Below are 16,432 nucleotides of genomic sequence, written 5' to 3'. Positions count from 1 at the left end.
GTCGCTGCAACGCAAGCGGCGCAGGACTGCGCCGTGTTTTGCTTACACTTTTTAAAAATCCAGTGCTTGCCATTTCAGCAACGCATCAGGAATGATACGAGGCTGCTATTTTGAGTCCAGGTAATATTGAGGAAACTATGCGTAAAACAAAAATGATGCTTCTGGGCGTACTCCTTGCCACCGCCGGCGCCAGCTGGACGGCTTCTGCCGCGGGGATCGATCAGTATGCGCTGAAAGAGTTCACCGCCGACTTCACCCAGTTCCACATTGGCGACACCGTTCCGGCGATGTACCTCACCCCCGAATACAACATCAAAGGGTGGCAGCAGCGTAATCTGCCCGCGCCGGACGCCGGCAGCCACTGGACCTATATGGGCGGTAACTACGTGCTGATCACCGACACCGAAGGCAAAATCCTCAAGGTGTACGATGGCGAGATCTTCTATCATCGCTGATCCGCTCAAACTCCGCATCCGCCCCGGCGAACCAGCGGACTTTCCGGCGCTGCGCCAGCTCTTTCTGCGGGCGCGCAGTATGTCGTGGACCTGGCTTCCCTCCACGACATGGCGGCTGGAAGATTTCGATGCCGCCACCGCGGATGAACAGCTATGGGTCGCGGAATACGACGGCCTGCCGGTGGGCTTTGCCGCCGTATGGACCGCCGATAACTTTCTTCACCATCTGTTCGTCGACCCGGACTGGCAGGGCAAGCTTATCGGCAGCGCGCTGCTGGCGCAGGTCGAACGGACCTTTACCGCCAGCGGGACGCTGAAGTGCCTGATGGAAAATAAAAACGCCCTGCGCTTCTACCAGCGTCACGGCTGGACCATCGAAGCACAGGGCGCCTCGCCCGAGGGCGGATACTGGCTGATGCGCTCGCCGCGGCCTTAAACGGCGCGGAAGGCAATCTCACCCGGGATCACTTCTCCCTGCCAGTACATCTGGGCCGCCACCCGACCCGCCAGCTGGCGGTAGATGTCGGTAAATTCGCTTTCCGGACGCGCCACCACCGTCGGCGTGCCGTTATCCAGATCTTCCCGCAGCGTAATATGCAGCGGCAGCTGGCCCAGCAGCTGGGTGTGGTATTTCTCGGCCAGTTTTTGCGCGCCGCCGGTGCCGAAGATCGGCTCATGATGCCCGCAGTTGCTGCAGATATGCATGCTCATGTTTTCCACGATCCCCAGCACTGGCACTTCCACTTTTTCGAACATCACGATGCCTTTTTTGGCGTCGATCAGCGCGATATCCTGCGGCGTGGTGACTACCACCGCGCCGGTGACCGGAATGTTCTGCGCCAGCGTCAGCTGGATGTCGCCAGTACCCGGCGGCATATCCAGCACCAGGTAGTCGAGATCCGGCCACAGGGTCTCCTGCAGCATCTGCATCAGCGCCTTGCTGGCCATCGGCCCGCGCCACACCATGGCGTTGTCGTCGGTCACCAGGTAGCCGATGGAGTTGGTGGCCAGACCGAACTTCATGATCGGCGCCATATGGGTACCGTCCGGCGAGGTCGGGCGGCTGTCTTCCGCGCCAAGCATGGTCGGAATCGACGGGCCGTAGATATCGGCATCCAGAATGCCCACCTTCGCCCCTTCCGCGGCGAGCGCCAGCGCCAGGTTTACCGCCGTGGAGGATTTACCGACGCCGCCTTTCCCGGAGCTGATGGCGATAATGTTCTTCACGCCGTTGATGCCGGGCTGGTTTTTCACGCGCTTGAGGGTCGCGATGCTGTGGGTCAGCTTCCAGTCGATGGCCTTCGCGCCAGTGATGCGCAACAGCTCGGCGCTGCACTGCTCTTTGAGCGCTTCGAAGGCGCTGCTCCAGACGAACGGCATTTGTAGCTCGATATGAACGGTATCGTCCAGCCAGGCGACATGGTGCAGCGCCTTGAGGGTGGTGAGATTATGCTTCAGGGTTGGGTGCTGGAAATTGGCCAGCGTCCCGGCGACCATCGCGCGGAGGCGCTCGGGGGATTTGGCCTGGGATTGCGAATTCATCCCGACTCCTTTGTTGTTTTGAGATGCTTTCAGTAATCACAGAGTTTATCACAGGAAAGGATTATCCATATATGGGCAGCCATTTATGGCGCACCCACAGCCCTTTTGGTAATATCGGAAGCCCTTTTTACAACAGAAGATGTAATGCTCACTATGACTCAAGTCGCGAAGAAAATTCTGGTAACGTGCGCCCTGCCGTACGCGAACGGCTCCATCCACCTCGGCCACATGCTGGAGCACATCCAGGCTGATGTCTGGGTCCGTTACCAGCGAATGCGCGGCCACGAGGTCAACTTCATCTGCGCCGACGACGCCCACGGCACGCCGATCATGCTCAAGGCGCAGCAGCTCGGTATTACCCCGGAGCAGATGATTGGCGAGATGAGTCAGGAGCATCAGACCGATTTTGCCGGCTTCGACATCAGCTACGATAACTATCACTCGACGCACAGCGACGAGAACCGCGAGCTGTCGGAGCTTATCTACACCCGTCTGAAAGAGAACGGTTTTATCAAAAACCGCACCATCTCTCAGCTCTACGATCCGGAAAAAGGCATGTTCCTGCCGGACCGTTTTGTGAAAGGCACCTGTCCGAAGTGTAAATCTCCGGACCAGTACGGCGATAACTGCGAAGTGTGCGGCGCGACCTACAGCCCCACCGAACTGATCGACCCGAAATCGGTGGTCTCCGGCGCCACGCCGGTGATGCGTGACTCCGAACACTTCTTCTTCGACCTGCCGTCGTTCAGCGAAATGCTGCAGGCGTGGACCCGCAGCGGCGCGCTGCAGGAGCAGGTGGCGAACAAAATGCAGGAGTGGTTCGAATCCGGCCTGCAGCAGTGGGACATCTCCCGCGATGCGCCGTACTTCGGCTTCGAAATTCCGAACGCGCCGGGCAAATATTTCTACGTCTGGCTGGACGCGCCGATCGGCTACATGGGCTCTTTCAAGAACCTGTGCGACAAGCGCGGCGACACCACCAGCTTCGACGAATACTGGAAGAAAGACTCCACGGCCGAGCTGTATCACTTTATCGGCAAGGACATCGTCTACTTCCACAGCCTGTTCTGGCCGGCGATGCTGGAAGGCAGCCAGTTCCGTAAACCGACCAACCTGTTCGTGCATGGCTACGTGACGGTCAACGGCGCGAAGATGTCTAAGTCGCGCGGTACCTTCATTAAGGCCAGCACCTGGCTGAAGCACTTTGATGCCGACAGCCTGCGCTACTACTACACCGCCAAGCTCTCTTCGCGCATCGATGATATCGACCTCAACCTGGAAGACTTTATCCAGCGCGTTAACGCCGACATCGTCAACAAGGTGGTTAACCTTGCCTCGCGCAACGCCGGCTTTATCAGCAAGCGTTTTGACGGCGTGCTAGCCGCTGAGCTGGCCGACCCGGCGCTGTACAAAACCTTCACCGACGCGGCGGAAAGCATCGGCGAAGCGTGGGACAGCCGCGAGTTCGGTAAGGCCATCCGCGAAATCATGGCCCTCGCCGACGTGGCCAACCGCTATGTCGATGAGCAGGCGCCGTGGGTGGTGGCGAAACAGGAAGGCCGCGACGCCGACCTGCAGGCCATCTGCACCATGGGCCTGAATATGTTCCGCGTGCTGATGACCTGGCTGAAGCCGGTCCTGCCGCAGCTGGCCGCGCGCGCGGAAGCGTTCCTCAACAGCGAGCTGAGCTGGGACGCCATCCAGCAGCCGCTGCTGGCGCATAAGGTCAATCCGTTTAAGGCGCTGTACAACCGCATCGAGATGAAGCAGGTGGAAGCCCTGGTGGAAGCCTCTAAAGAAGAGGTGAAAGCCACCGCGGCGCCGGTCAGCGGCCCGCTGGCGGACGATCCGATTCAGGAAACCATCACCTTTGACGATTTCGCCAAAGTCGACCTGCGCGTGGCGCTGATTGAAAACGCGGAATTCGTCGAGGGCTCCGACAAGCTGCTGCGCCTGACGTTGGATCTTGGCGGCGAGAAGCGTAACGTCTTCTCCGGCATCCGCTCCGCTTATCCGGATCCGCAGCCGCTGATTGGCCGCCTGACGGTGATGGTCGCCAACCTGGCGCCGCGCAAAATGCGCTTCGGCATCTCGGAAGGGATGGTGATGGCCGCCGGCCCTGGCGGGAAGGATATCTTCCTGTTAAGCCCTGACGACGGCGCGAAGCCGGGTCAGCAGGTGAAATAATAAAAAAGCCGGAGAATATCTCCGGCTTTTTTTTGCCCGGCGGCGCTACCCTTGCACGGGCCGACGGGTTTTGTAGGCCGGGTAAGGCGAAGCCGCCCCCGGCTAACCATCACGCCTTCGGGTTATGCACCCGCTGGGTCAGGCCGCGCAGGAAATTGCGCAGAAACTGGTCGCCGCACTCGCGGTAGTTTTTGTGGTCAGGCGACCGCATCATGGCGGTCACTTCCGGCACCGAGACGCGGTATTTCTGCTCGCTCATGATCGCCACAATATCATCCGTTTTCAGCGAGAAGGCGATCCGCAGCTTTTTCAGCACCGTATTGTTATTCACCCGGCGCTCCAGCGCCAGCTCCGGCGCCGAATCGTCTTTACCGCGCTTGTCATAGATAAGGCCGTTGAGGAACCCCGACAGAATAATGTCCGGGCAGCGGACAAAGCCCTCTTCATCCTCTTTCGTCGTCCAGGTGTCAAAGCTGGCGGAGGTGGATTCCATATCGGATAGCGCAAGAATGCGCACCATATCGTTATTATTGACTTTCAGGGTGTAGCGCAGGCTACGAAGAATATCATTACTGAGCATGAGTGCCTTTTACTGTCGATGATGCAATGGGGCGCAGTGTAGCAGCTTTACAGGCCAATCGCCTCTTTCAGGCTTTTTAAATAGCGGCGGCTCACCGGCACCGTTTGCCCGGCGCGCATCAGCAGCTCCGCCTGACCATTCTCCTCCAGGCGAATCTCCTTCAGGTGCGCCATATTCACCAGATACTGGCGATGACAGCGCAGCAGCGGCGTGCGGCTCTCAAGGGTGCGCAGGGTCAGCTCGGTAAACCCCTCCTTGCCCTCGCGGTCGGTCACGTAGATCCCGCTCATCCGGCTGCTGACGAAGGCCACATCCTCCATCTGCAGCAGCCAGATACGGCTGTGGCCGGTACAGGGTATGTATTTCAGCGTCTGCCGGGCGTCATCCAACAGCGACACATCCTGCAGATTACGCTCCTGGCGCAGACGGGCGAGGGTTTTCTCCAGCCGGGCAGCTTCAATCGGCTTGAGCAGATAGTCAAAGGCGTGCTCCTCAAAGGCTTTCACCGCGTATTCATCAAAGGCGGTGAGAAACACGATATAGGGGCGGTGCTCCGGGTCGAGCATCCCGACCATCTCCAGGCCGCTGATGCGCGGCATCTGGATGTCGAGAAACAACACGTCGGGACGCAGCTTATGGACCGCGCCAATCGCCTCCACCGCATTGCCGCATTCGCCGACGATCTCGATATCGCGCTGAGTCTCCAGCAAAATACGCAGGTTTTCCCGCGCCAGCGGCTCATCATCGACGATCAATACTCTCAGCATGCATTCTCCTCCAGGGGCAAACGTAGGGTGACACGGGTAAAGCGCTCCGGTTCGCAGGTGACGCTGATGCCGCAGTCGGCGCCAAAACGCGCCCGAAGCCGCCTGTCCACCAGATTCATCCCCAGCCCGCTGGCCTGAGGGTTGGCCCGGTACAGCCCGGCGTTATCTTCGATATCCAGCTGCAGCCAGCGATCGTCCTGGCTGGCGCGAATGGTAATTTCGCCGACGCCAAGATGTTGCGATGTGCCATGCTTAATGGCGTTCTCCACGATCGGCTGCAGGGTAAAGGCCGGCAGCTGGTGATGCGCCAGCCCTTCCGGCACCGCCATCTGGATCTGCAGGTTAGCCTGAAAGCGGGCCTTCTCAATCTGCAGGTAGGCGTTAACATGCTCGATCTCATCGGCGAGGGTGACGATTTCTGTCGGCCGCTTCAGGTTCTTGCGAAAGAAGGTCGACAGATACTGCACCAGCTGGCCGGCCTGCTCGCTGTCGCGACGGATCACCGCCTTCAGGGTGTTAAGCGCGTTAAACAGGAAGTGCGGGTTGACCTGGGCATGCAGAAGCTTGATTTCGGATTGCGTCAGCAGCGCCTTCTGCCGCTCGTACTGCCCGGCGAGGATCTGCGCCGATAGTAGCTGGGCAATCCCCTCCCCGAGGGTGCGGTTGATCGAACTGAACAGGCGGTTTTTCGCCTCATACAATTTGATGGTGCCGATCACCCGCTGGTTCTCGCCGCGCAAGGGGATCACCAGCGTCGACCCCAGCTTACAGTGCGGATGAATCGAGCAGCGGTAGGGCACCTCGTTGCCGTCGGCATACACCACCTCCCCGGTCTCAATCGCCCGTTGCGTATACGAGGAGGAGATAGGTTTGCCCGGCAGGTGGTGGTCGTCGCCGATGCCGGTAAACGCCAGCAGCTTGTCGCGGTCGGTGATCGCCACCGCGCCGATATCCAGCTCCTGGATCAGCACCTGGGCCACCTTCATGCTGTTCTCTTCGTTGAACCCCTGACGCAGGATCCCCTCGGTGGACGCCGCCACCTTCAGCGCCGTGGCGGAAAAGGCGGAGGTGTACTTCTCGAACATCGCCCGCTTGTCCAGCAGAATGCGCATAAACAGCGCCGCGCCGACGGTATTGGTCACCATCATCGGCGCAGCAATGCTCTGCACCAGATGCAGGGCGTCCTGGAACGGGCGGGCGATCAGCAGAATAATCATCATCTGCACCAGCTCGGCCACGAAGGTGATCGCCCCGGCGGTCAGCGGGCTAAAGACTTTGTCCGGCCGGCCGCGCTTGACCAGCACGCTGTGCACCAGACCGCCCAGCAGCCCCTCGACGATAGTGGAGACCATGCAGCTTAAGGCGGTCATCCCCCCCAGCGAGTAGCGGTGCAGGCCGCCGGTCAGCCCCACCAGCCCGCCGACCACCGGGCCGCCGAGCAGGCCGCCCATCACGGCGCCGATGGCGCGGGTGTTGGCGATAGAGTCTTCGATATGCAGACCAAAATAGGTCCCCATAATGCAGAAAATGGAGAAGGTGACGTAGCACAGCAGCTTGTGCGGCAGGCGAACGGTGACTTGCATCAGGGGGATAAACAGTCGGGTTTTGCTCATCAACCACGCGATGACCAAAAATACGCACATCTGCTGAAGCAGCAGCAACACCAGATCAAACTCGTACATACCCGCAAACCACACATTCCTGAAAGCGCGTACCTTACACTGCCTGGCGGAGACTTTCTTTGAAGCCCTGCATAAAAATGAAAAATGACGGGCAGGATCACACTTTTTTGCGGCGTGTGACGCAGCGAAAGCGGCAAAAAGCCCGGCGCGGCGCGCTAAACCGCAATTAATGTTTCATTAACACCTGTGCTTCACCGTATAATCCCCCTGTTAACATCAGGAGCCTATTATGAAGCCAGCGAAAATCGCGGTCGTCACTCTCTTCTTACTTATGGCCATCGGCGGGATCAGCGGCGTGATGCTGGCCGGCTATTCCTTTATTGTACGTGGCGGTGTCGGCTGAGCCAGCGGGCCAGGCGCTCAAATGCGCGGTCGACAATAATCGCCGCCAGCGCCACCAGCAGCGCCCCCTGCACGATATAGGCGGTATTAAACCCGCTCAGGCCGATGATGATCGGCGTCCCAAGCGTATTGGCCCCCACCGTCGAGGCTATCGTCGCGGTACCAATATTGACGATGACCGAGGTGCGGATCCCCGCCAGGATCACCGGGGCCGCCAGCGGCAGCTCCACCTTGCACAGACGCTGCCAGCCGGTCATGCCCATCCCTTCTGCCACATCTGACACGCCCGACGGTATCGACCCCAGACCGGCCAGAGTCCCTTGCAGCACCGGCAGTATGCCATACAGCGCGAGGGCGATCAGCGCCGGCAGCCAGCCAAAGCCCAGCACCGGCACCGCCATCGCCAGCACCGCCACCGGCGGAAAGGTCTGCCCGATAGCGGCGATGGTCTCCACCAGCGGACGAAACGCGCTGCCCGCGGGCCGGGTGACCGCCACCCCTGCCCCCAGCCCGACAGCGGTCGCCGCGAGGCTGGACGCCGCCACCAGCCAGCCGTGATCGACAGTGAGCGCCCAGAAGCTCTCCTGCTGGTAGACCGGCCGCGGCAGTTCCGGAAACAGCCGGCTGAACAGCGGCGCGCTGTAGGGCAGCCCCGCCAGCAGGCCGATAAACAGCGCGCTAAGCCACCACAGCGGCTCACGAAGCGCCTTCATGACTCGCCTCCTGGCGCAGCAGATCGGCAAAATGCAGCGTGCCGCAGGGGTGCCCCTCGGCATCCACCACCGGCAGCGCCTCGCAGCGCCGGGCGACAAACTGCGACAGCGCTTCCCGCAGGGTCATGGTGACGGTCAGCCCCTCGCCCGCCAGCCGCTCGTCGGGACGCAGATAGTCCCGCACCTCGCGCAGCGACAGCAGGCGCACGCCCAGCTCGCTGCGGCCAAAAAAGGTTTGCACAAAGCGATTCTCTGGCCGCAGGAGCATCGCCAGCGGCGCCCCCTGCTGGACCACCTCGCCGCCGTCCATCAGCACCAGGTGGTCCGCGAGACGCAGCGCTTCGTCAATATCATGGGTCACCAGGACAATCGTCCGCCCCAGCAGGCGATGGATACGCAGCATCTCCTGCTGCAGCGCCTCACGGGTCACCGGGTCGAGGGCGCCGAAGGGCTCATCCATAAGCAGCACTTCCGGGTCTGCCGCCAGCGCCCGCGCCACCCCGACCCGCTGCTGCTGGCCGCCGGAGAGCTGATGAGGATAGCGGTCGCGCAGCGTTGCCTCCAGCCCCAGCAGCGCCATCAGCTCGTCGACCCGGTCGGCGATCCTCCCCCGTGGCCATTTTTGCAGCTGCGGCACGGTGGCGATATTCTGCGCCACCGTCCAGTGGGGAAACAGGCCGATGGACTGGATGGCATAGCCCATCCGCCGCCGCAGGGTCAGGAGCGGCTGCTGGCGGATGTCTTCGCCGGCAAAGCGAATCATGCCCCGGTCCGGCTCCAGCAGGCGGTTGATCATTTTCAGCGTCGTCGACTTGCCCGAGCCGGAGGTTCCCACCAGCACCGAGAAAGCGCCTTCGCGCAGCTGCAGGGTCAGGTCCTTCACCGCCGGGTGGCCGGCAAACGCTTTGCTGACCCCTTCAAATTCAATCATTGGCCTCTCCTTTCAGCCAGGCGCCCCACAGGGCGAACAGAGCATCCACGACCACCGCCAGGGCAATGGTCGGCACGACTCCGAGCAGCACCAGATCCAGCGCGCTGCTCAGCAGCCCCTGGAACACCAGCGCGCCAAAGCCGCCGGCGCCGATCAGCGCCGCCACCACCGCCATGCCGACGGTTTGCACGCTGACCACCCGCAGGCTGCGCAACAGCACCGGCATCGCCAGCGGGAGCTGCACCTGACGAAAACGCTGACCGGCGCTCATGCCCATCGCCGTCGCGCTCTCCAGCGCATCCCGCGGCACCTGCTGCAGGCCGGTCACCACCCCGCGCACCAGCGGCAGCAGCGCATACAACGTCAGGGCGATCAGGGCCGGTGCCACGCCGGTCCCGGAGACGCCCAGCTCGCCCAGCGCCGGGAAATAGCGCGCCAGACCGGCAAGCGGGGCAATCAGCAGGCCGAACAGCGCCACCGACGGGATAGTCTGGATCACATTGAGCACGGTGAAGGCCGGCGCCTGCCAGCGCGGACGCCGCCAGAGCCATACCCCCAGCGGCAGGCCAATGATCAGGCCCGGCAGCAGGGTGCCAAACAGCAGAAGCAGATGCTGGCGCAGGGCGTCGTCAAATACCTCCTGGCGGTTGGCATACTCCTTCAGCAGCGAGAGCTGATCGAGCGCCCCGGCGGCGAGCAGGATGATGGGCAGCAGCCAGACTTGCGCATTGAGCAACCAGCGCCACAGCGGCCGGGCGGTAAGATGACGAATGGCCTCGCTGGCCAGCAGCAGGCAGAGCGCCAGCGACAGCCACAAACCGCTGCCGGGCGAGGTGCGCGCCAGCGGCGAGCCGTGCCGGGAGAGCTCAATCGCCGCCTGGCCGCTGCCCCAGATAAGCAGCGGGAAGAGCAGTTCGGCCAGCAGCAGATGGAGAAGCGGCGCAACCCTGCCCGGCAGCCAGCAGAGCAGGATCCCGGCGAGGGCTGCCGCCAGCTGAACGCCGGCGAGCCAGGGCATCACCTGCCACAGCCCGCGCCCTTCCCCGGAGAGTAAGCGATTCGGCGCGTAAGCGATAAACGGCAGCGCCAGCGTAACCAGCAGCAGGCCTGTCAGCAGCAGGCCGACGCGGTGAGTACAGCGAATGGTCACCGGTGGCTTACTTCAGCAGGCCTTTCTGCTGCAGATAATCTGCCGCCACGCGCTTCGCATCCTGGCCTTCCACCGCGATGCGGGCGTTGAGCTGCTGCAGGGTCTTTTCATCGAGGCTGGCGAAGACCGGCTTCAGCCAGTCGGCGATCTGCGGGTAGGCTTTAAGCACCGCCTCGCGCACCACCGGCGTCGGGGCGTAAATCGGCTGCACGCCCTGCGGGTCGCTCAGCGTCTGTAACCCCAGAGCCGCCAACGGGCCGTCGGTGCCGTAGGCCATCGCCGCGTTGACGCCGGAGGTCTGCTGCGCCGCCGCTTTGATGGTCACCGCCGTATCGCCCCCGGCCAGCGACAGCAGCTGGTTCTGGTTGAGTTTGAAGTCATACGCTTTTTCAAACGCCGGCAGCGCGTCCGGGCGTTCAATAAACTCCGCCGAAGCCGCCAGCTTAAATTCGCCGCCCTGCTGCAGATAGCGGCTGAGGTCGGCCAGCGAGGTCAGATGATTTTTCTCCGCCAGCTCCTGGCGCACGGCGATGGTCCAGGTGTTGTTAGCCGGCGCCGGGGTGAGCCATACCAGCTGATGTTTCTCCTGATCCAGGCGTTTCACCTTCTCATAGCCCTGCCGGGCATCCTTCCATGCCGGGTCGTTTTCATCTTTAAAGAAGAAAGCGCCATTGCCGGTATACTCCGGGTAGATATCCAGCTCGCCGGCGACAATCGCCCCGCGCACCACCGGCGTGGTGCCGAGCTGGATTTTATTAATCGTTTTGACGCCGTGGTTTTCCAGCACCTGCTGGATCATATTGCCCAGCAGCGCCCCTTCGGTATCAATTTTCGAGCCGACCTTCACCGGCTCCGCCGCCTGCAGCGGCACACTTATCAGGGCGGCCAGCGCCAGCGCGCCAGACCATTTCGTCGCCATCTTCATCCCGCTTCCCTCAGTTCTTTTGCGCTTCGCTTACAGAAGCTTAAGAGAAAAGCGTAGTCCATTTGCCAGCGATACGAAAAAGAAAAGGCCGATTAATCGGCCTTTAACGTGTGACGTTGGGCTTAAGGGCTCTGCCTTACAACAGCTCAAACTCGCTCTGCTTCACGCGGGCGGAGTCCACGCCGATAAAGACATTGAATTTGCCCGGCTCAGCGACGTATTTCATCTGCTGGTTCCAGAACTTCAGCGCGTCGACGTCGATCGGGAAGCTGACGGTTTGCGTTTCACCCGGCTTGAGGGTGACCTTTTTAAAGCCGCGCAGCATTTTCACCGGCCGGCTCATGGAGGCGGTGACGTCCTGCAGATACAGCTGAATGACCGTCGCCCCTTCGCGTTTGCCGGTGTTGGTCACCTGCACGCTGGCGGTCACGCTGCCGTCGCGCGGCAGGGTGGCCGACGACATGGTGACATCGGAGACGCTAAAGGTGGTGTAGCTCAGACCGTAGCCAAACGGGTACAGCGGGCCGTTGGCCTCATCGAAGTAACGCGAGGTGTACTTGTTCGGCTTCTCCGGATTATACGGCCGACCGGTATTCAGATGGCTGTAGTAGGTTGGGATCTGCCCCACCGAGCGCGGGAAGGACATCGGCAGCTTGCCCGACGGGTTATAGTCGCCAAACAGCACGTCGGCGATGGCATGCCCGCCTTCGGTGCCGGCAAACCAGGTCTCCAGCAGCGCATCGGCTTGCTGATCCTCTTTCACCAGCGCCAGCGGACGGCCGTTCATCAGCACCAGCACCAGCGGTTTGCCGGTGGCTTTGAGGGCGGCAATCAGATTGCGCTGGCTCTGCGGCAGGGTGATGTCGGTCCGGCTGGAGGCCTCATGGGCCATCCCCTGCGCCTCGCCCACTACGGCGACCACCACGTCGGATTGCTTCGCCGCCGCGACGGCTTCGTCGATCATTTCCTGCGGCGAGCGCGGGTCAACCTGCACTGCTTTCTCATACAGATTGAGGAAATCGACAATGCCTTTGTCGTCGGTAACGTTCGCCCCTTTGGCGTAAATCACTTTGCCGTTATCGCCCAGCGCTTCTTTGATGCCGGTCAGGACGGTCACCGACTGATCGGCCACGCCCGCCGCCGACCAGCTGCCCATCATGTCGCGTTTGCTGTCCGCCAGCGCGCCCACCACCGCGATAGTGCCGGATTTTTTCAGCGGCAGCGTATCGAGACGGTTTTTCAGCAGCACCAGGCTCTCGCGGGCCACTTCGCGCGCCTCTTTACGATGCAGACGGCTTTCCGCGTTGGTGTCCTGCGGGTCAGAATCTTTTGGTCCCAGGTGGCTGTACGGATCGTTGAACAGCCCCATGTCATATTTGACGTTGAGCACGTGACGGGTGGCGTCATCCAGCTCAGCCATGGTCACCTTGCCGGATTTCACCAGCCCCGGCAGGTATTTGCTGTAATACTCGTCGCTCATGCTCATGTTGATGCCGGACTTCAGCGCCACGCGCACCGCGTCTTCCGGGTCGGAGGCCACGCCGTGCTTGATCAGCTCTTTGATGGCGCCGTGGTCGGAAACCGTGATGCCTTTAAAGCCCCACTGGTCGCGCAGGACATCTTTCAGCAGCCAGGAATCGGCGGTCGCCGGGGTGCCGTTCAGCGAATTCAGGGCCACCATCACCGCGCCGCTGCCGGCATCGAGTCCGGCTTTATACGGCGGCATATAGTCGTTGAACAGGCGCTGCGGGCTCATGTCGACCGTGTTGTACTCTTTCCCGCCCTCCACCGCGCCGTAGGCGGCGAAGTGCTTGACGCTGGTCATCACCGAATAGCGGTCAGCAGGGCTCTTGCCCTGCATCGACTCCACCATCGCCTGGCCCATCATCGTGGTCAGATACGTGTCTTCCCCGAAGCCTTCGGAAGCGCGTCCCCAGCGCGGGTCGCGGGAGACGTCGACCATCGGCGCCCAGGTCATGTTCAGCCCGTCATCGGCGGCTTCATAAGCTGACACGCGGCCCACGGTTTTCACCGCGTCGAGGTTAAACGACGAGGCCAGACCGAGGCTTATTGGGAAGACAGTGCGCTGGCCGTGCAGCACATCGTAGGCAAAGAACAGCGGGATCTTCAGGCGGCTAAGCTGCATCACCTGATCCTGCATGACGCGGATATCCGGACGGGTGACGGTGTTAAAAATCGCTCCCACCTGGCCCGCTTTGATCATCTCGCGGATCGCTTCTTTCGGGTTATCCGGGCCGACGCTTATCAGACGCAGCTGCCCGATTTTCTCGTCCACGCTCATTTTTTTCAGCAGGTCGGTAACAAAGGCATCCCGCGCCTGCGGGGTCAGGGGGTGGTTACCAAACAGTTCATCCGCCAGCGCGGGTTGCAGCGCCAGACTCACGGCGACGCCTACAGTGCAGAGCCATTTCATTGTTATCTCGCTTTTTCTCAGACGGGGACTTGGTAAAACATAATAAAAACCGCAGTTTGCCATATATATAAACAACGCGCCCGCAGAATGCTAAGGTTCTTCTCTGATTTTTGCGAAACATTCATGCATCAAATTGTCATACAAAGCGCTATGCTTATCCTCGATATTTCGCGCACCACCACAAGGAGTGGAACATGTCATCTGCACCCACTAACACCCATAAAACGTTTCTGGCTGACCTGGCGCGCCTGGTTGGCCCTGCGCATCTGCTGACCGACCCGGCAAAAACCCAGCGCTACCGCAAAGGCTTCCGCTCCGGCCAGGGCGAAGCGCTGGCGGTTGTCTTTCCCGGCACCCTGCTGGAACTCTGGCGCGTGCTCAACGCCTGCGTCGACGCCGATAAAATCATTTTGATGCAGGCGGCCAACACCGGCCTGACCGAAGGCTCCACCCCCAACGGCAATGATTACGATCGCGAGATCGTGATTATCAGCACCCTGCGCCTGGATAAGCTGCATCTGCTGGACAAAGGCGAGCAGGTGCTGGCCTGGCCCGGCACCACTCTCTATTCACTGGAAAAAGCGCTGAAACCGCTGGGGCGCGAGCCGCACTCGGTGATCGGCTCATCATGCATCGGCGCGTCGGTGATCGGCGGGATCTGCAACAATTCCGGCGGCTCCCTGGTGCAGCGCGGGCCCGCCTATACCGAAATGTCGCTGTTCGCGCAGATTGACGCCGACGGTAAGCTGAAGCTGGTCAACCATCTGGGTATCGACCTCGGCAGTACGCCGGAGCAGATCCTCAGCCGACTCGACGACGAGCGGATCAGCGATAGCGATGTGCTGCACGATGGCCGTCACGCCCACGATCACGACTATGTTACCCGCGTGCGTGATGTCGATGCCGACACCCCGGCGCGCTACAACGCCGACCCGGACCGCCTGTTCGAATCCTCCGGCTGCGCCGGTAAACTGGCGGTTTTCGCCGCGCGTCTCGATACCTTCCCGGCGGAGAAGCGCCAGCAGGTGTTTTACATTGGCACCAATCAGCCGCAGGTATTGACCGAGATCCGCCGCCATATCCTCGCCGAGTTCCAGCATCTGCCGGTGGCCGGGGAATATATGCACCGCGATATTTACGATATCGCCGAGAAGTATGGCAAAGACACCTTCCTGATGATCGATAAGCTCGGCACCGACAAAATGCCGTTCTTCTTCACCATGAAGGGGCGCACCGACGCGATGCTGGAGAAAGTGTCGCTGTTTAAGCCGCACTTTACCGACCGCTTTATGCAGAAGCTCGGCCACGTCTTCCCGGCGCATTTACCGGAGCGGATGAAAACCTGGCGCGACAAATATGAACACCATCTGCTGCTGAAGATGGCCGGCGACGGCATCGAAGAAGCGCAGCGCTGGCTGACAGCGTACTTCCAACAGGCCGAGGGGGAGTTCTTCGCCTGCACGCCGGAGGAAGGCAGCAAAGCGTTCCTCCATCGCTTTGCCGCCGCGGGCGCGGCGATCCGCTATCAGGCGGTGCATGCTGACGAGGTGGAAGATATTCTGGCGCTGGATATCGCCCTGCGCCGCAACGATACCGAGTGGTTCGAACATCTGCCGCCGGAGATCGACAGCCAGCTGGTGCATAAGCTCTACTATGGCCACTTTATGTGCCATGTGTTCCATCAGGATTACATCGTCAAGAAAGGGGTCGACGCCCATGCGCTGAAGGAGCAGATGCTGGCGTTGCTGAAAGCCCGCGGCGCCCAGTACCCGGCGGAGCATAACGTGGGTCATCTGTATGAAGCGCCGGAGAGCCTGCAGCAGTTCTATCGCCAGAACGATCCGACCAACAGCATGAACCCGGGGATCGGCAAAACCAGCAAGCAGAAATACTGGGGTGAAGCGGCCCCGGCGCCAGTCTCCCCGACGGATCCGCAATAATCGGCGGCAGGACTATTCAGCCTGGCGCTTCTGTATTACGCTGCACGCCGGAGAATGTCTCTCCGGCAGATTCAGGAGCGCCGCCATGCCTGCAGAGGCCCCGTTACTCGACAGTGATTTAGAAATTCGTGAAGCGCTGCCCGACGATGCGCACGCCATCGCCGCGCTGTATGTCTGGCACGTGCTCAATGGCCGCGCCTCCTTCGAAGAGATCCCTCCCACCGTTGACGAAATGCGTAAACGGATCCAGACCGTGCGCGATAACGGGCTGCCCTGGCTGGTAGCGCTGTGGCGCGGGGCTATAGTCGGCTACTGCTACGCCACTTTCTATCGCCCGCGCCCGGCCTATCGCTACACCCTCGAAGAATCGATCTACGTGGAATCCGGAATGGGCGGGCGCGGCATCGGCAGCGCGCTGCTGTCGCGGCTGATCGCCGAATGCGAGAAAGGCCCATGGCGGCAGATGCTGGCGATCATCGGCGATGGCCATAACAATGCCGGCTCGCTGGCGATCCATAAAAAGTTCGGTTTTACCGTGGCAGGTCAGCTGCGCAGCGTCGGCTATAAGATGGGCGACTGGCGGGATACGTTGATTATGCAGCGCGCGCTGGGTGACGGCGACTGGACGCTGCCGGAGTAATATTCGGCGTTACATCCCGCGGCTCGCGGCATAAACGCCCCAGCCCGATTGCCCGGCGGCGCTGCGCTTACCGGGCCTACTAAGGGGCCGAACCCGGCGCCAAATAACGTAGGCCGGATAAGGCGTCAGCCGCCATCCGGCACA

General features: G+C 61.3%; 15 protein-coding genes. 6 read left to right on the top strand and 9 right to left on the bottom strand.

The features are described from left to right. The first annotated feature begins 137 nt into the window (after positions 1-137). Together ABLV54_RS22865 and ABLV54_RS22860 are read left to right on the top strand one after the other, a co-directional pair. A complete protein-coding gene (locus ABLV54_RS22865) occupies positions 138-455 on the top strand; it encodes an RcnB family protein (RefSeq protein ID WP_004201590.1) in 318 nt (105 codons plus the stop codon). Beyond that, entirely contained in the window at positions 430-891 is a 462-nt protein-coding gene (locus tag ABLV54_RS22860) for a GNAT family N-acetyltransferase (RefSeq protein WP_248861014.1), read from the top strand. Before ABLV54_RS22865 ends, ABLV54_RS22860 begins: the two co-directional genes overlap by 26 nt. Here the strand turns inward: ABLV54_RS22860 and apbC are convergent. Continuing rightward, positions 888-1,997 (bottom strand): iron-sulfur cluster carrier protein ApbC, encoded by a 1,110-nt coding sequence (gene apbC / locus ABLV54_RS22855; protein WP_023290418.1) that lies wholly within the window; start codon positions 1,995-1,997, stop codon positions 888-890. The two genes, ABLV54_RS22860 and apbC, sit on opposite strands and share 4 nt — an antisense overlap. 153 nt (positions 1,998-2,150) lie before the next feature. Here apbC and metG point away from each other — a divergent pair, with 153 nt between their 5' ends. After that, the gene (gene metG / locus ABLV54_RS22850; protein ID WP_032429194.1) at positions 2,151-4,184 is read left to right on the top strand and encodes a methionine--tRNA ligase; all 2,034 of its coding nucleotides are present in this window, start codon (positions 2,151-2,153) and stop codon (positions 4,182-4,184) included. A 109-nt stretch (positions 4,185-4,293) separates the two neighbouring features. Here metG and ABLV54_RS22845 read toward each other — a convergent pair whose 3' ends face one another. From ABLV54_RS22845 to ABLV54_RS22835, 3 genes are read right to left on the bottom strand one after another with little or no spacing between them, the layout of a single operon-like run. Then, the gene (locus tag ABLV54_RS22845) at positions 4,294-4,764 is read right to left on the bottom strand and encodes a DUF1456 family protein (RefSeq protein ID WP_023290420.1); all 471 of its coding nucleotides are present in this window, start codon (positions 4,762-4,764) and stop codon (positions 4,294-4,296) included. Between the two features lie 47 nt (positions 4,765-4,811). Beyond that, a complete protein-coding gene (gene btsR / locus ABLV54_RS22840; RefSeq protein ID WP_023290421.1) occupies positions 4,812-5,531 on the bottom strand; it encodes a two-component system response regulator BtsR in 720 nt (239 codons plus the stop codon). Continuing rightward, positions 5,525-7,213 (bottom strand): sensor histidine kinase, encoded by a 1,689-nt coding sequence (locus ABLV54_RS22835; protein ID WP_004189065.1) that lies wholly within the window; start codon positions 7,211-7,213, stop codon positions 5,525-5,527. Before ABLV54_RS22835 ends, btsR begins: the two co-directional genes overlap by 7 nt. Positions 7,214-7,442: 229 nt before the next feature. On the opposite strand from ABLV54_RS22835, the gene ABLV54_RS22830 reads away from it, so the two are divergent. Next, positions 7,443-7,556, top strand: a complete 114-nt coding sequence (locus ABLV54_RS22830; protein ID WP_002912762.1) for a protein YohO — start codon at positions 7,443-7,445, stop codon at positions 7,554-7,556. Here ABLV54_RS22830 and ABLV54_RS22825 read toward each other — a convergent pair. The 5 genes from ABLV54_RS22825 to bglX all read right to left on the bottom strand — a co-directional run bounded on the left by ABLV54_RS22825 (position 7,531) and on the right by bglX (position 13,708). Then, on the bottom strand, positions 7,531-8,268 hold the full coding sequence (locus tag ABLV54_RS22825) for an ABC transporter permease (protein WP_023290422.1): 738 nt from the start codon (positions 8,266-8,268) through the stop codon (positions 7,531-7,533). The two genes, ABLV54_RS22830 and ABLV54_RS22825, sit on opposite strands and share 26 nt — an antisense overlap. After that, positions 8,252-9,199 (bottom strand): ABC transporter ATP-binding protein, encoded by a 948-nt coding sequence (locus tag ABLV54_RS22820; RefSeq protein ID WP_101976343.1) that lies wholly within the window; start codon positions 9,197-9,199, stop codon positions 8,252-8,254. The genes ABLV54_RS22825 and ABLV54_RS22820 overlap by 17 nt, the downstream gene beginning before the upstream one ends. Beyond that, complete coding sequence (locus ABLV54_RS22815) at positions 9,192-10,349, bottom strand: ABC transporter permease (protein WP_044524199.1); 1,158 nt, start codon at positions 10,347-10,349, stop codon at positions 9,192-9,194. Before ABLV54_RS22815 ends, ABLV54_RS22820 begins: the two co-directional genes overlap by 8 nt. 7 nt (positions 10,350-10,356) lie before the next feature. After that, positions 10,357-11,274 carry an ABC transporter substrate-binding protein gene (locus tag ABLV54_RS22810; RefSeq protein ID WP_248861013.1) on the bottom strand — a complete coding sequence of 306 codons (918 nt, stop codon included), beginning with the start codon at positions 11,272-11,274 and terminating at the stop codon, positions 10,357-10,359. A 136-nt stretch (positions 11,275-11,410) separates the two neighbouring features. Continuing rightward, positions 11,411-13,708 carry a beta-glucosidase BglX gene (gene bglX / locus ABLV54_RS22805; protein WP_248861012.1) on the bottom strand — a complete coding sequence of 766 codons (2,298 nt, stop codon included), beginning with the start codon at positions 13,706-13,708 and terminating at the stop codon, positions 11,411-11,413. 194 nt (positions 13,709-13,902) lie between these two features. On the opposite strand from bglX, the gene dld reads away from it, so the two are divergent. Beyond that, complete coding sequence (dld, locus tag ABLV54_RS22800; RefSeq protein WP_065812292.1) at positions 13,903-15,648, top strand: D-lactate dehydrogenase; 1,746 nt, start codon at positions 13,903-13,905, stop codon at positions 15,646-15,648. Between the two features lie 85 nt (positions 15,649-15,733). Then, positions 15,734-16,288, top strand: coding sequence for a GNAT family N-acetyltransferase (locus tag ABLV54_RS22795; RefSeq protein WP_002912829.1), 555 nt, complete (start codon positions 15,734-15,736; stop codon positions 16,286-16,288). The last annotated feature ends 144 nt before the right edge of the window (positions 16,289-16,432 follow it).

The sequence above is a fragment of the Klebsiella sp. JB_Kp042 genome, from assembly GCF_040065275.1.
GTDB lineage: Bacteria > Pseudomonadota > Gammaproteobacteria > Enterobacterales > Enterobacteriaceae > Klebsiella > Klebsiella quasipneumoniae.
The sequence above is the reverse complement of the archived record's forward strand: the minus strand, read 5'-3'. Positions and strand labels throughout refer to the sequence as shown.